Annotated in this window: 12 protein-coding genes; 3 read left to right on the top strand and 9 right to left on the bottom strand. The window is 27.8% G+C overall.

The features are described 5' to 3' along the window. From HR057_RS16220 to HR057_RS16235, 4 genes are all read right to left on the bottom strand, one after another. On the bottom strand, positions 1 to 415 hold a 415-nt coding region (locus HR057_RS16220; protein WP_173732490.1), incomplete at its 3' end, for an Abi family protein. Between the two features lie 200 nt (positions 416 to 615). Continuing rightward, positions 616 to 2,037 carry a restriction endonuclease subunit S gene (locus HR057_RS16225; RefSeq protein WP_173732491.1) on the bottom strand — a complete coding sequence of 474 codons (1,422 nt, stop codon included), beginning with the start codon at positions 2,035 to 2,037 and terminating at the stop codon, positions 616 to 618. Next, entirely contained in the window at positions 2,034 to 4,775 is a 2,742-nt protein-coding gene (locus HR057_RS16230) for a restriction endonuclease subunit M (RefSeq protein WP_173732492.1), read from the bottom strand. Before HR057_RS16230 ends, HR057_RS16225 begins: the two co-directional genes overlap by 4 nt. Positions 4,776 to 4,957: 182 nt before the next feature. Continuing rightward, positions 4,958 to 5,596: a recombinase family protein gene (locus HR057_RS16235; RefSeq protein ID WP_173732493.1), complete on the bottom strand. Its 639-nt coding sequence runs from the start codon at positions 5,594 to 5,596 to the stop codon at positions 4,958 to 4,960. A gap of 497 nt (positions 5,597 to 6,093) precedes the next feature. Here HR057_RS16235 and HR057_RS16240 point away from each other — a divergent pair, with 497 nt between their 5' ends. Further along, the gene (locus tag HR057_RS16240) at positions 6,094 to 6,963 is read left to right on the top strand and encodes an ATP-dependent Clp protease ATP-binding subunit (protein WP_173732494.1); all 870 of its coding nucleotides are present in this window, start codon (positions 6,094 to 6,096) and stop codon (positions 6,961 to 6,963) included. A gap of 107 nt (positions 6,964 to 7,070) precedes the next feature. Here HR057_RS16240 and HR057_RS16245 read toward each other — a convergent pair whose 3' ends face one another. The 5 genes from HR057_RS16245 to HR057_RS16265 all read right to left on the bottom strand — a co-directional run bounded on the left by HR057_RS16245 (position 7,071) and on the right by HR057_RS16265 (position 12,860). Further along, complete coding sequence (locus tag HR057_RS16245; RefSeq protein ID WP_173732495.1) at positions 7,071 to 7,442, bottom strand: hypothetical protein; 372 nt, start codon at positions 7,440 to 7,442, stop codon at positions 7,071 to 7,073. A 658-nt stretch (positions 7,443 to 8,100) separates the two neighbouring features. Continuing rightward, complete coding sequence (locus HR057_RS16250) at positions 8,101 to 9,066, bottom strand: tyrosine-type recombinase/integrase (protein ID WP_173732496.1); 966 nt, start codon at positions 9,064 to 9,066, stop codon at positions 8,101 to 8,103. A gap of 1,116 nt (positions 9,067 to 10,182) precedes the next feature. Further along, complete coding sequence (locus tag HR057_RS16255; RefSeq protein ID WP_173732497.1) at positions 10,183 to 11,736, bottom strand: YfjI family protein; 1,554 nt, start codon at positions 11,734 to 11,736, stop codon at positions 10,183 to 10,185. Continuing rightward, a complete protein-coding gene (locus HR057_RS16260; protein WP_173732498.1) occupies positions 11,736 to 12,554 on the bottom strand; it encodes a bifunctional DNA primase/polymerase in 819 nt (272 codons plus the stop codon). Before HR057_RS16260 ends, HR057_RS16255 begins: the two co-directional genes overlap by 1 nt. Positions 12,555 to 12,611: 57 nt before the next feature. Then, complete coding sequence (locus HR057_RS16265) at positions 12,612 to 12,860, bottom strand: helix-turn-helix domain-containing protein (protein WP_196237971.1); 249 nt, start codon at positions 12,858 to 12,860, stop codon at positions 12,612 to 12,614. A gap of 160 nt (positions 12,861 to 13,020) precedes the next feature. Between HR057_RS16265 and HR057_RS16270 the strand changes: the two genes are divergently transcribed. Both HR057_RS16270 and HR057_RS16275 read left to right on the top strand, forming a co-directional pair. Next, on the top strand, positions 13,021 to 13,893 hold the full coding sequence (locus tag HR057_RS16270; protein WP_173732500.1) for a helix-turn-helix domain-containing protein: 873 nt from the start codon (positions 13,021 to 13,023) through the stop codon (positions 13,891 to 13,893). A 71-nt stretch (positions 13,894 to 13,964) separates the two neighbouring features. After that, the coding region (locus HR057_RS16275) for a site-specific integrase (RefSeq protein WP_173732501.1) at positions 13,965 to 15,003 on the top strand (1,039 nt) is incomplete at its 3' end.

Consider the following 15,003-nt stretch of genomic DNA (forward strand, 5'->3'; position numbering starts at 1 on the left):
AATCCTCAGTTATAAATTGAATAAGTTTTGTTTTTAAGGCATGTTCAATATCAAGTGACAATTTAATTAAGAGATATCTTAAATGCATATCTATAATTGCAATATCCTTAAGATGACCAAAATCAAGATTAATATATAGGCCTTCTGAGTTTCTAGGAAAGTTATGTTTATAAGCTGTGATTTTATAATAGTAAGAATTATTAGCTAGATACTCAATGGCCTCTTTCTCAGTTGTATAATTAAACGTTATACCTTTTGCTTTTAAATATTCTACTTGTTCTTTAATTGTTAATTTCTCTTTATTAAGTATTTTTTGTTGTAAATCAGCAGGTAAATTCGAAAGTATGTTTTGTTGTATATTAATTTCTAATTCATTTTTCAAATCTTTTAGTTTAGTCATTATATCCTGATACATTTACTACTCCTACTCGAAATTATTATTACAATTTATCTTTATTCGTGCAAAGAATAACATAAACATTTTACAAATCAAATTATGATCATCATTAAGGGAGCATAAAAGAAATTTCTGCTAGAAGCCAAAAAACAGAGACCGCCATCTAAGCGAAAGACGGTTGATTCTGATTTACGGCTATTCTTTACTTTTTTAAATTTTTAATTAAATAAATTAGCAATTTCTTCATATTTTGATTCTATCTTAGATAAGTAATCATTTTGTTGTGCTAGTAATATTTCAATATTATTTACGATTTCATTTTGTTGATCAATTGAGGGAATTGGTAGATAAAAATTATTTAACTCATCTTTAGATATTTTCACCATGGACTGGTTTTTTCCCTTTGATACATACTTGAAATATAATCTTCCTATAAAAGAGTTAAAAATAATTGCTATATACTTCGGGTTAATATTTTCATTAAATTTAACTCTAATATATAAATCAGGATAAATAATATTTTCTTCAACATCATCTTCAACAACACCTGCTAGACCTACTAAATCAACTGTGTTCCCTCTACTAACAAAAAAGTCACCTTTATTTATATAGAATTTCTCAATATCATTTCTAGTTATTAAAGTAAATTTTACAGGATTTAAATCTATTTTACCTTCAAAATTAAAATGTTCCTGTCCTAATATAGGTGTGCCCTCACCACCAATAACTGATTGAGGGCTCCAACCATTATTTGTTTGGACGATGTATTTTCCTAGTTGCTGAATATTATCTAAACCTAAATATATATTTTTCTGAATTTCTCTCATCTTATTCCATCGAAAACTGAAACGAAGACCTCGATTTTTATTAGAAATACTACTTTTTGATACATTGATCCTAAAATTTTTTTCAATATCATTAATTATATCTAAATCAATTAAAAACTCTTTAGAAAGAAAATTGTCAATTATATCTTTTTTTGAAATCATTTTAGATTTTAAGATGGATATTTCTTTTTCGATTTTATTAATTTCTTTGATAAGCCTTGACTCATGTCTAACTAAATAGTCAATTTTCTTTTTAGGAAAACTTAGTCTTTTTAAGTCTTCAGATTTTAGAATAGGATAGCCTTTTCCCTGTCTGGATACAGAGTTTACTTTTTCTATAAAAATAGTTCTCAATGCATAATACAAAATTTTATTATTTATTTTTGGTTTAATTTCTATAAAAGCTTTAGTGAAATATATGTCGGTATAATCTTCTAAAGCATCTTCATTTATATACAGTATTTTTTTTAGATAAGGTCTAATGGTAGATATTAGAATGTTACCATTCTGTGGTTTGAAGATATCCCCTTTTTCAATTTTTTTAAAAAGGTCTTCATTTAATTCATTTCTATTACTTAATTGCAACTCATTGGGGAATACTTCTCCAAACTTATTTACATTTCCTATTTCAGCATATTTAAACGGAATTTCCATATCTAAATACACTTTATTATTTGAATCAACAATTTCAAATAAATATTTATAATTATAAATATTTCCTTGATTATTTTCATATTCCGTTAAATATTTCACATCAAACCTTAGGCTGTAATCATGAGAAATAGCAGCGATACTTTTTTTGCTTATCTTCACTCCCACTTCACCTCTTGTCGAAGATAATCTAAAATTTTTATTTTTTGTGTTTCTCTTAATACAATTTCATCACTTCGATAATCTTTTAAAATTCCATCTTTAAATAATAATGCATGATAAGAGTCAATATCAGTTCGATCGACAAATTCTTTTAATAAACAATTTTTATCATCATAGTATCTTGCTGCTATTTCTTGAATTAAATTTATGCTTTCGGATTTTCTTTCAATTTCAGTTTTTAACATTTCAAGATTATGTTCATCTTTTTCTATTTGATTTTTTAAAGTTTGTGTTTTCTTTTGTCCAAGCTTAATTTTATTTTCTTTTATCTTATCAAGTAAAATATTTATTTTACTTTGTAAATCTTCTATTTCATTTTCTAATGATTTGATTATTGTCTGACTATCAAACTCAAATGGTAAAATTTCCAAATCAAATAACTCATTTGGCATTACTTTTTCTGTGCCTTTTTTTGATCTCTTATACCCTACATGTTTTGCTTCTGCCATTAATATATTATAATCATAATCTTTCGCTACTTCACCAAATACCCACATTGCATTATAAAAACCAAATTCATCTGTTTCTTTATCAATTTTAGAAACTTCATCTATTTCATCTTTGTATTTAATCAACAGATCCTTAACACTTAATGTCTTATCAGAATCAATTATGAACTCTTTTAAAAATCTAAATATATTATTTTTTATGTTAGTCTCATTATTTTCAGATAAATCTTCAATAACATCTTTAGGCCATTTTTTGTTTATTGTTTTTCCTTCGACATAATAACTAAAATAATTTTTGATTCTTGTACATAATTTACTCCACTCTTTACCGTACTCATTCCATTTATTATTCCATTCAGTTACCTGATCAATAGTTTTCTTTTGAGCAAAGAGAATACTTGTTTTAGTTGAAGTGTAAGGTTCAAAAGTAACCTCCGGTAAACTTACAACTGCTTTAACATTAAAATACTTAAAAATAAATAATCTAATATATTTGTTCTCGATTGTATCAAAAACACTTTCCGGTAGTACTACTCCTAAGCGCCCTCCCTCTTTAAGTAGTTGATAGTATCTTTCAATGAATAGATTTTCAGAATTTTTCTTTTCACTAAATAAAAAAACATTCTTTAAGTCTTTTAGAGTCTCTGAATCTAAATCGACACTAAACGGAGGATTACTAATCACTACATCAAACTTACCGTTAATCTCTTTTCTATAATTTATATCTTCTTCTGTTTTAACAGTTTCTAAAATATTTGCCCCTTCACTTTTGTATAATCTAAATGGCAATAACCCACTTTGTACAAAAATATTAGTAGAGCCATCTCCATGTAATATCATATTTACTTTTGAAGCTGTGCCTAAATCAAAATTAATTTCAGTACCATATAAATACTCCCTTGCCCATTTATTTTCGTTATAATCTGGTTTAAAGAGTTCTTCAAATCGTTTCTGTATTTGTCGACTTGTCTTTATTTTACTTTTTTGCCGATATTTTAGCTCTTTCGTAATTAATTTCATTGCTTCTACTAAAAATGTTCCGCTGCCTGCTGAAGGATCAATTATATAAGGTAAACTTCTTTCCTCATTTAATTTTTTAATAGCTAATTCATCTAATTTTAGACCGTATAATAAAAACTTTACTATTGTATTAGGTGTGAAAAATTGACCTTTATGTTGTTTAAAACCATCCCTAGTTATTCTTTCAAAGAAATCTCCTAAAATATCTTTCCCGTTTAATGAATTTCTTCCTTCTAAAAATGATATTTTTTCTAATGATTGTACTGTATAAACTAATTTATTTAATTGAAATTTATTCAAATTAACAACACTGTCATCATTTAATTGTTGTTCATCAGTTACATTTAATTGTTCAACTTTAGCTCTTTTATATAGCTCATTTATACGTTCATATATTTTTTTATGACTTTCTGTATTTGTACCATACTGATATACCTGGAAATCATATTCTTGCCCATCTACTTTTTCATACTCATCCTGAATTTTAGCTAAAATAATATTTACTAATGAATAAAATATCTCACTATCATTAGTACCTCCTCCCCCCCACAACTTATTATGTAAATCTTTAGCTAGTCCCTCTATTTCTTCTTTATCTATTTCAACCCTTAAGTCATTTTTTTTATCCCCTTTAATCAATGGTTGTTTTTTAGGTTCTCCATAACCTGGTGTTAAACTTGAGCCAATTGAAATAAAACCGTCCGCTTCCCAATCAGCATAAGTAGGGTACTTTTTATAATCAATAATTATTACTTTATCTTCTAGATTAGAAGTATCTACTGTATAATAAACTAAATATCTAACAGAAGTTTTATAGTCCCTTTCCTCAGCTTGAGCCAATGCAAATAATTGACCTTCTATTTCTTCTTTATCTTTTTCATATTTATTAGGAGCTTTTAATTCCATAAAGAAAAAGGGATTTCCCTCACTGTCTTTAACAATTACATCAATTCTAGGAGTAAGTTTAGAATGTCCTCCCAATATGTTATATTCTTTTTCTATTTCAATATTTTCAGCTTTATAATCTAAGTCATTTACTAACTTATCAAGGAGATATGCTCTTATTATCTCTTCATCTCCTGTCACAGATTTTATTTCTCTATTTTTCTTAATTAAAGGAGAATAGCTTACCTCTTTTTTACTTAAATCTAAAAATGCTACACTGTTCTTTTGGGAATTAACTTTACTTTCAATTTGCTTTCTCCACATTTAACATCGTACCCCCACATTTTTTATTTATTATTACTTTTATTTGTATTATGAAATAAAATAATCCAGCAAGACATACATACAATATGCAAAAATACATGCTACTTAATTTTAGTTTCGACACTATTTCTTGATTAATAAAACTTTTCAGTACAATTGGAAATATTCGAATTAATAAATAATCATTTTTTTATTTCATATTCTCTCATTATCTTATAAAAAGTATTTCGCTTTAGTCCTATTAATTTCATAAATGCATTAGCTGTTATTTCATTATTTTTCCATTTCATATAATTTTTTTCTAAAAGCTCAAGTTGCTTTTGACTCAATGTTTCTAAAGTTATTCTTGGTCTACCTAAATGTTTTCCTTTTTTCCGAGCAGCCTCTATTCCTTCAGCTTGTCTCTTTAAAATTTTCTTCCTTTCCTGATCGGCAACATAAGATAATAAGGAAAGGAATTGATCCTCCATTAATTTTCCCGCATCACCCATTTCTTTAAATTTTCTACTGTCAAAAAGCGTCTGATTTTCTAGTATAACAATATCTGCACTTATTTCTCTCGTTATTTCTTTCCATTCCTTAATGATGTCATCATAGTTTCGCCCCAGTCGATCTAAAGCATCAATGTAAATTAAATCCCCTTCTCGTATTACGCGTTTTAAAGCTTGATAATTAGGTCTATCAAAATTTTTCCCACTAGCTTTATCAATAAAGATATCTCTTTCATCGATACCCAATTCCAACATCTTATGTATTTGTCTATCCACATTTTGATCAGCAGATGATACCCGAACATAGCCAAAAGTTTTTGTATTAACCAAAGTTATATCACCTACTTTTTAAACACTTTTTTACTATATTCTAACATCATTGTTTATAAAGGTGTATTACTTTTTATAAATGTTTATAAAATGGATTTTCTACCTTTTTAAACATAATTTCACTCTTATTAAGCACTATCCTTAAAGTATACTTTTATAAACACTAATTTAAAAATAATAAAAGAGCCTAAACTTAGGCTCTAAACAATGCATATTTAGTTAGTAATAAACCCATAAATTACTTTCCAGAGAAAATTCAATCATCATTGTAAATATATTTTTAATTGAAATTCAACTGAAATGATTTATATTCCCATCTCAATCCCTATTGAAATGATATTAAGGGGGATATTTTTTTATAAAATGAATAATTTCAGATTGTCTTGGCAAATTAAAAATATACGCGTATATACATTGATATTACCAGCAGAAGAAGAATTTATCTCTACAATAAATTGACTAATAAGTTTCCACAAAAATTTTGGGGAGGAATATTAATGATAAATTATACATTATTTACTGATACATCAAAGAAAGTATTAGATTTAGCAACAGAATTAGCTCTACATTGGAAACATGACAAAGTTGAAACGGAGGATTTACTTTTAGCTTTATTAAATGTTAATGAAGGGATTGCATCAAAAGTTTTAAAATCATTAAATGTAAATTCTCAAATGATTGAACATCAAATTACTGAATTAGGATTAATAGGGAAAAATAAGAAACCTATGCCTTCTCATTATTCTTCCCATGCATATAAACTTTTTGAATTAGCTGAAAAAGAAGCAAAAAGGTTTGGACAAAACTATATAGATACCGAACATCTACTAATTGCTTTAGTTCGTGAAGAAGTAGGAGCAGGCGCTCAAATTTTAAAAAAACTATCTATTAGTTCGGAAAAAATAATATTTCAAATTTTAAGCTTGAATGAAAATTGCGAAAAAGAGTCTGATTCAAATTTTCTTTTATCATCATTAATTAATTATTTATTAGAAAATCATAAAAGCGTATCAGAGGATATTTTCAAGAATGTCAAGGGATTAAAGATGTACTATATAAATAATAAAAAGAATATTGGTACAGTGAAAATTATTAATAAAAATACTATTGAGGAGAATACTGAAAGAAAAAATTGGAAAAAATTTTTTAATCAGCAAGAAAAAATACCTAACCGAGAAATTACAACATTACGAGTAAATCAAAATACACACAAAAAAATAAAAGCACTCGTTGAGACTGTTAAAGCAAATTCCACTAATTCATTAATCGAATTAATGATTTGCGAATTTCTTAAATTACTTACAGAAGAAGAAAAAGAAAAATACAATGATTTCTATAAGCACTATATTGAAAAAGAAAAAGATTAACTAATTATCTATTTTTGTAAATTTGGTTAAAAGAAAAGTATTGTTTTCACAAAATCAATGACTATAAATTCTCTATTAACAATTTGAGCTTTGCTGCAACAAATTCTCTATGAATCTTCTTCCTCCAACAACTCAAAATTCTCTTCCAAATCCCCTGTAACACCTCCTCTCTCCATTGCTTCCTGTTTAATACGCTCCAAAGCCTTTGGAATTTCAGCCTTTATTTCAATAAATTTTTGTATCAATTCTTCACCTTCGTATCCTTGGGATACAAGATCTCTTAATATATCTACCGAAAAATCAACTTCTTCAATATCCTCCAAAAAATTCACTGTTTCATTTGGCAAAATCACAATTGCTTTACCTATAAATTCAATAATCACTTCATGTTGAAAATTTAAAGCATCATAAAATTCTTCAGGAATCGTGATTTGTCTTTGCTCGGAAATCTTTACTTTTTTTGCCCCATGTTTAACCATCCTCTTTCTTCCTTTCTAACGAAGAAATTCTTTGATACTTATCATAGCAAGTATTATTTTTCACCTTTCCTTGTGCCTTTTACTACAATTCATTTTTTAATACGGTGTTTAATTCCGTCAATTTTTTATTTACTTTATTGATAAGCAATTGGAAAAGAACTCGACAGTGTGAAGCATCATGTTATCCAGTTGGTGTTGTTATCCCATTATTTTTTATTCCTTGTGATATCTTATGTTATTTCTCATCCCAACATGGACGTATATAGAATTTCATATTTACTGTAAACAGCGACTTGACTTGTACTATTTTTACTCCCTATTACTCTTATTTCAATTTTTATCCTAGTAATATTTTATGACATTCTTTCTTCTCGTAATCCCTTGTGTATCAAAGAATTAGCAAATTATGAGGCTAAAAACGTCTGACGTTCGATTCACCCATTCTTGTCATTTTGCCATAACGTCTGACGTTTGACTCATTTGCATTCTTAAAAACGTAAATATTTTAAGGATTTTAACCCCCTAAAGAACGTCTGACGTTCTTTATCCTCAACGTCTGACGTTCAAAATTAAAAATCCTTTATTCTCAATACTTTGAAGGATATTTTTACGTCATCAAATTATATATGGCCTTAATTATTTCATTTTAATTTGAATATTAATCCGTGATTAATAAAACATTTTTATTTCCTAAATACACCTTTATAACATCAATTCTTTCATGACCAACCTCTTTTGTTACGAATGAAGTAGCTTGCTCAAAACTATATCCCTTTTCCATTTCCTCTTTTATTCGATCTTGAACGTAATTATATCGTAATCCATGAAACGTTAAGGGACTTGATTTTCCTTTATACATTCTTTTTTGTTTTCCTTCTTCTGTAACAAATTTTTCTCTATGATTTTCTAAAAACTTTTCTACCCTATTGATTGCATGGTGTGTTTTTTCATTTGGTCCAACAAATACTTTCTCGCCTCTATTAACTATTTTTAAACGATTTAGTAACATTTGTCTTGCTTCATTGGATAATGGTACTTGTCTCCACTTTCCATTTTTTGCTTCACCACGTACCTGATAAATCCCTGTACGCAATGCTTCTTCTGCTTGAGAACGTTTCATTGCAACAGCCTCTGCCACTCTTAGCCCCATTGTTCTACATAAAATCATGACGTCCCTTGTATCTGCTGCTGTTTTGTTTTCCGAAGCTTTTTCATTTACAAAACTTAATATATTTCTATACTCCTCATCGGTCCAGCCCCGATCCCCTTTTACTGCTGGGGTTTTATCTAATTTAAGTTCATATAATTTTTTTAAATCATCATTATCACTTAATTGATACTTTGCATTCGGAATCATATCGTGTAAATATCGAATGGCAACTAAATCATTCTTAATTGTTTTGGGAGAAACCCCTTCTTCTTGTCTTTTTTTGATGTATGCGACCACATGCTTATCTTGTAAGTTTTTAATATTTTTAAGTTTAAATTCCTTATGAACAAAATCCAAAAAATTTCTGCAACTACTTTTATATCTTGCTCTCGTCTTAAAAGATCCTGTACGGGTATGACGAAATAATTTTTCCATTTGTTCAATTAAAGGAGTTATTTTTATATTATGTTTCATAATTTAAACCCCTTCCTAGAATTTTAGGCATAATACACCCATTGGCCAATTCTTCAATCCTCAACATTTCTTCAAAAAAGAATTGAAATTAAATACGTTGAAATCACGAAATACAAGGAATTGAAGAATTTTGGTCTGGGCTTTCTCTTTGCCGATACTACAACGTAAAAAAATAATTATTTGTAATACTCGGCAAAGAGAAAGCCCAATCTTCTAATCCAATTATTCATTTGTAAATATGAGTGCTATCCGGAACATACCCATTATTGGCTGGGCGAGCATTCGCTCTGTTCCATGCGTACCGCCAATGTAGTAGGCACAACTTTCTTGCAGGAACTTCCTCCTAGTACGCATTCAGCCATATCTTTAAACTGCCTGGCTCTAATGGCAATCGGCTCTTTAACACCTGCCTGCATTGTGGATACGTAATGTGTATCAATCAAAATACAAATAACCACGCCTCAAGTTCAAAGCGTGGTTTAATTCATTAATGTGATCCTTTCTTAACTTACACATTTGCAAAAAATAACCTGTCCTATTTAATATTGGTCTTTTTTAAAAAATCTTTTCATTAGTAAACTAAAATCCATTTTCATACTTATCCTATCCTCCTTCCATTTTTCCTTTTTAGCTATCCATCCTTTTTTACTAAAATTTAATATCAATCCTAAGTTTTTATTAAACAAAAAAGCGATAGTTCACTCTTTTAGGAGTTAAACTATCGCTCTTTTTATAAATATCCATAAAACAACTTTATACCTAGAAACTACATTTTACTAATTCTATTACAAATTATAAACTAAACAATCTAAGGACACAAATCATTATGCCGAATCTCCTTCTATAAAGAAGGTATGACGGCTTTCGCTAAAATAGCGACTAAAACAACAAATTCTCTACAATAAATTATATAATTTTTTTGATTTTTTTCAATTAGTAATTAAAATTTAATATAATTCTTTTATCTCTCTTAAACTTCCCCTAATTCCCCTAATTTTCTAAAAAAGTAAAATTAGATTATTATTTTTTAAGGGGAACCCCTTTCCCTAAAAATCACTAAAAACCCTAAATATTTGAAAGGGAATTAGGGGCTTCTAGGGAAAGTAAATATCCTAATTACTGTTGTTGATGTAATTGTATTGGAAGAATATTAGGGGAAATAGGGTAATTATTTTGTAAATGAGGATTAACATAAATTATTTGTTTTCTCCCCTCAAAACTATTTTTAATATAATTTAATTCTTCCAGAATATTTAAATATTTTTTACATTCCTCTGATTTTTTAAATCTTTTTTTTACTAATTGCCATAATTCTTGATATGCAATATATTCTTCCCTTTCAAATTTTTTAGATGTTATTTTGTCTAATAAATATTTCAAATCATCGTAATTCTCTCTTTTTCCAATAAGACCAAAAGCCTTTTCCGCATGTTTAATAAAATAATCCCTTAATAAATCAGCCCTTTTTAAGGTTTTTCTTGTTATTTTATTTGGTATTTTCTCATTTTGAATATTTTCTGCAATGTGCAACACCCCAGCTATGCGAACTATTTGTCCGATTAATTTCCCCAGCCATCCTCTAAAGCCAAAATCCATATCTTGATTTCCTAACATTTTTTCCACTTCAGTCTGAATATCAATTAAATAATTTGTTGCTCCTTCATCAAAAACTAGTTGGATTGGTTCCTTTTTTTGTTTTTGGTGTTCAAACGTAATTAATTTTCTAATATTAATTTCATATATTTTCTTTGTCTGTGTAGGTATTGGTATTGGTTTTATTTTTCTAAAGCCTATAAATGATTGGGGCAAGAAAAAAAGAAATCTTTGTGTTAAACCTCTTTCTGAAAACTTTCTTGGAAGATTTTGTATCACAGTTGGTTGAACAAATAAACCTATTGTTAGCGTTGGATTGGGAATAAAAATGCTATTACTATTTTTTCGATCTATAGTTATATTGTCACCAGAGTGAGCTTTCAGATATATATCTAAATTATACTTTTCAGAATATCTTCCTGAAACCATATCAAATAATTCTGCACCTTCAGAAGATAATATTGCAAATCTACCATTATTCTCAAACATTAACTCTGCTAATTTTTCAGGTGTAACATCATTTGTAAAAAAACGTGGAAAAATGATTTTTTCATTTTGCTGCAATTTTTTCTGCAATTCTTTAATTTCATCTAAAATTAATTTAGTTTTTTCTTTATTACATTCATTTGAATATTTATTTTCTAATTCAATTATTCTTCTTTTTATCGCTTTCTCTTCAGCTTGCTTTTCTTCTATAAGAGGTATTAACCGTTCTCTTTCTTCCTTTTCAAATTTAGTTAACGGTTCTTGAAACAAACGAAAAACTGCGCTTTTTCTATTTGCAGGATCTAGTGCTAAAACACAATATAAACTCAATGTTTCAGTCCATGATGTCCCATTCGGCTTTACTACAAATTTACCTCCTAAAATAGTTGATAATGTCGTTAAACACGCCATTGCTGCTGCATCTACTGGTGTTTGTGTTTCTTCTGCGACAGCTTCTACATAATCTTTTAGCCAATTTGGAAATATGCTAGTATTGAAAGTGGGAAGTTTTATATTATCCAATGGGATTGGGAGTTCCCATTGGATTGAAAGTGTAGCATTTAATTCACTTAATAATTTTTCTTTGTTCATTAATACTTCACCGCTTTTCTAAATTTTCTTCTCTGTAGTTCTTTACGACCTACACTACGGATGATAGCTTCTAGTTCCTTATCAGAAAGCGGTGGATTATTTTTTTTATTCCATAGCTCCATAAATTCTATGATTATTGCAGGATCGACATATCTTCTAAATAAATGGCCCGCTAATGAAGTTGCTGCATTATTTCTTTCTCCTTGATTCACTCCATTTAATATATATCGCCAATAAGATGTTTCCCTTTTTGTTGTTTTATCTTTATCTTCACTGATTATAATTAATAACCAGTAAGGTAATTCTGCCATTTTCACTTCATTTGGCCTACTTGTTAATTCCCATGTATATCTCCTACCATTTGGATGAATTGAAGGTGGAACAACAATATATCCTCCATCTCCTCTTATATCTACTTTTTCAAGCCAGTTTACCCTATTTTTTATTACTATATTTTTAATATTTGGATATCTAAATAAAATGTGTTTCCCACCACTACCTGTTATGCTAACAATCGTCTTAGGCAAGGATTCATATTGTCTAATAAATATTTCAAAAGATTTATGACCAATTTCACTATCAATATCTATAACTATAAAACTAGATTCTTTTCCTGTTCTTATACCTATGTTTGCATATGGATATCTTGTCCACCAATAAACGATTTGATTAAGGTCTGTGGTGGCATCTTTAAAACCATTAGATGTAATTGGTTTTTTATCTCTCGGAATCAAAGGAAATACATTCCAATTTAAATACTTTGCATAGTATATAGCAGCTTTTCCTAAATCAGATAAAACTATTTTGGAATTATTCATTTATTTCATCACCTATCTTTGTTTTATTTTTTCTTGCCCCCACAAATAAACTTCATTTTAATAACTAAATTTTTCTAAGAATTCATCAATTGATTTTTTATTAACCCTTTTAACACCATCTATTTCACAAATTTTTAAACCTAAATCACGAAATTTAAGAAATGTGTTATAACTTACTCCTGCATATTGTGCTCCTTCTTTTAAACTTAACCATTGTTTTTCTTCATTATTTTTTAATTGTTTTATAGCATCTTGTGTCGCTTTGTAGATTAAATCTCTAAGTTGTTTTTCAAAATCAACTGACAATATTAAATTCACCCTTTCTTAAAATTAAATTGTGAATTCAACGAATATTCCTAAAAGGAATATTCCTTATATGAATATAATTGGTTTTTATTAACTTTTCAAGCATTAAGTATTCATTTCAGGAATAATATGATATTATATTAGGAAAGGAGATGATAGAGTGGATACATTTGGTGGATTAATTAGAGAAACAAGAAAAAAACGAGGGCTTTCAATGATTGAATTAGGAGAAAAACTGAACATTTCTCAGGGTTATCTTTCAAAAATAGAAAATAATAAAAAAATACCTAATATTAAAGTAATAAAAAGACTATCTGAAGTTTTAAATATTCCTTTTTTTGAATTAATGGCGAAAGCAGGGTATATAATTCCTTATTCATCATCTGCATCAATAAATATTGAAGATCTTAAAATTGAAAGAGAAAAAATTTATTCTTTTGCTGAAATTATAAAAAATTCAAGAAATCTAAAGCAGATATCTTTAGAAGAATTATCTATGAAAACAAAAATACCTTTGCAATCATTAATTAAACTTGAAGAAAACAATGTTAATCACTTAAATAATGAAGATTTATTAAAATTAGCAGAATTTTTCGACTATCCATTTATATACTTTTATTTTTTATTAAAAAATGATTTTCATATTATTTTTAATCCAGATTCCATTACAAGAAAATTCGGTATTAGAAACATTAGATTTCATATACATCAATTATCTGAAGTATTGAAGAAATATCGTAAAATGATTCCAGATATAGATAATACTGATAATGATATATCTTCTAAAATAAAAATTCGATATCAAGAAAATCTTAGTTTATACAAAGAATTAAAAAAAATATTAGATATTGATAATTGTTTTCGCTTATTGATATTTTCTGATGTTGAATCAAATAAATTTGATTTAAATAAAATGCTTCAACTCACTCAAATTCCGATATATAGCAACGGTAGAGAACTTTCTATAAATGATAGAAGTCTAATACTAAAAACAATTGAAAACTTAGAAAATAAACTCGAATTTAAAGAATAAACAAGAAATTAGAAACTCCTAAAATTTATACTTGCCCCCACAAGTAAGTAAATATTAGGAGGTTTTTTTCTATGGCTACACCAGTTGTATACTACAAAAACGGTAAAAAATATTATAAAATTCAAGTTTATCTTGGAACAGATCCTTTAACAGGTAAACGAGTTAAAACAACTATAAGTGGCTGCAAAACTCAAAAAGAAGCTCAGCAAAAAGCTAGACAGTTAAAAGTAGCATTTGAAAATGGATTATATAAAAAACAAACATTTGCCACATATCAGGATGTATTCAATCAATGGATAGAAACTTACGAAAAAACCGTTGAAGAAAGTACATTTTTAAAAACAAGCCGCATTTTTAAAAATCATATTTTGCCGTCAATGGGTAACTATCGAATCGAGAAGATAAATGTACAAATTTGTCAAAAACATATTAATGAATGGGCGAATAAATTACAAAACTTTAGAGTTGTTAAAGCCTACGCATCTAAAGTTCTCGACTATGCTATGAAATTAGATTTAATAAAAAGTAATCCTTTTAAACTTGTTGAAATGCCAAAAAGAAAAAAAGAATTAAATACAAAAGAAGAGGTTGAAACTCAATTTTATACAAAAGAAGAATTAAAAAAATTCTTAGATTGTCTTGAAAAAGAAAACAATTATATGGTTTTTGCTTTTTTCAGATTATTGGCCTATTCAGGGATGCGTAAAGGTGAGGCTCTTGCTTTAACCTGGGAAGATATTGATTTTAATGCAAATGAAATCAGTATTACTAAAGCACTTTCAAGAGGAAAAGATAATAGACTATATATTAAAAGCACTAAAACAGGAATTAGTCGTACAATCAAGATGGATAAAAAAACAATGGACATCCTTAAAGAATGGAAAAAACACCAAAAAGAACTATTAGGAAATAAACTGCTTAATTCTAAGCAACTGGTATTTAGTAATCAAAATAATGATTTTTTACAGCCTACAAAAACTCGTAAATGGATATTAAAAGTTCAAAAAAAATATGGGTTAAAAGAAATTAGTACACATAAATTACGTCACACTCATTGCTCCTTGCTGTTTGAGGCTGGAGCAAGTCTTAAGGAAGTACAGGACAGATTAG

It is taken from the genome of Calidifontibacillus erzurumensis (assembly GCF_013303125.1).
GTDB lineage: Bacteria > Bacillota > Bacilli > Bacillales > Bacillaceae_J > Calidifontibacillus > Calidifontibacillus erzurumensis.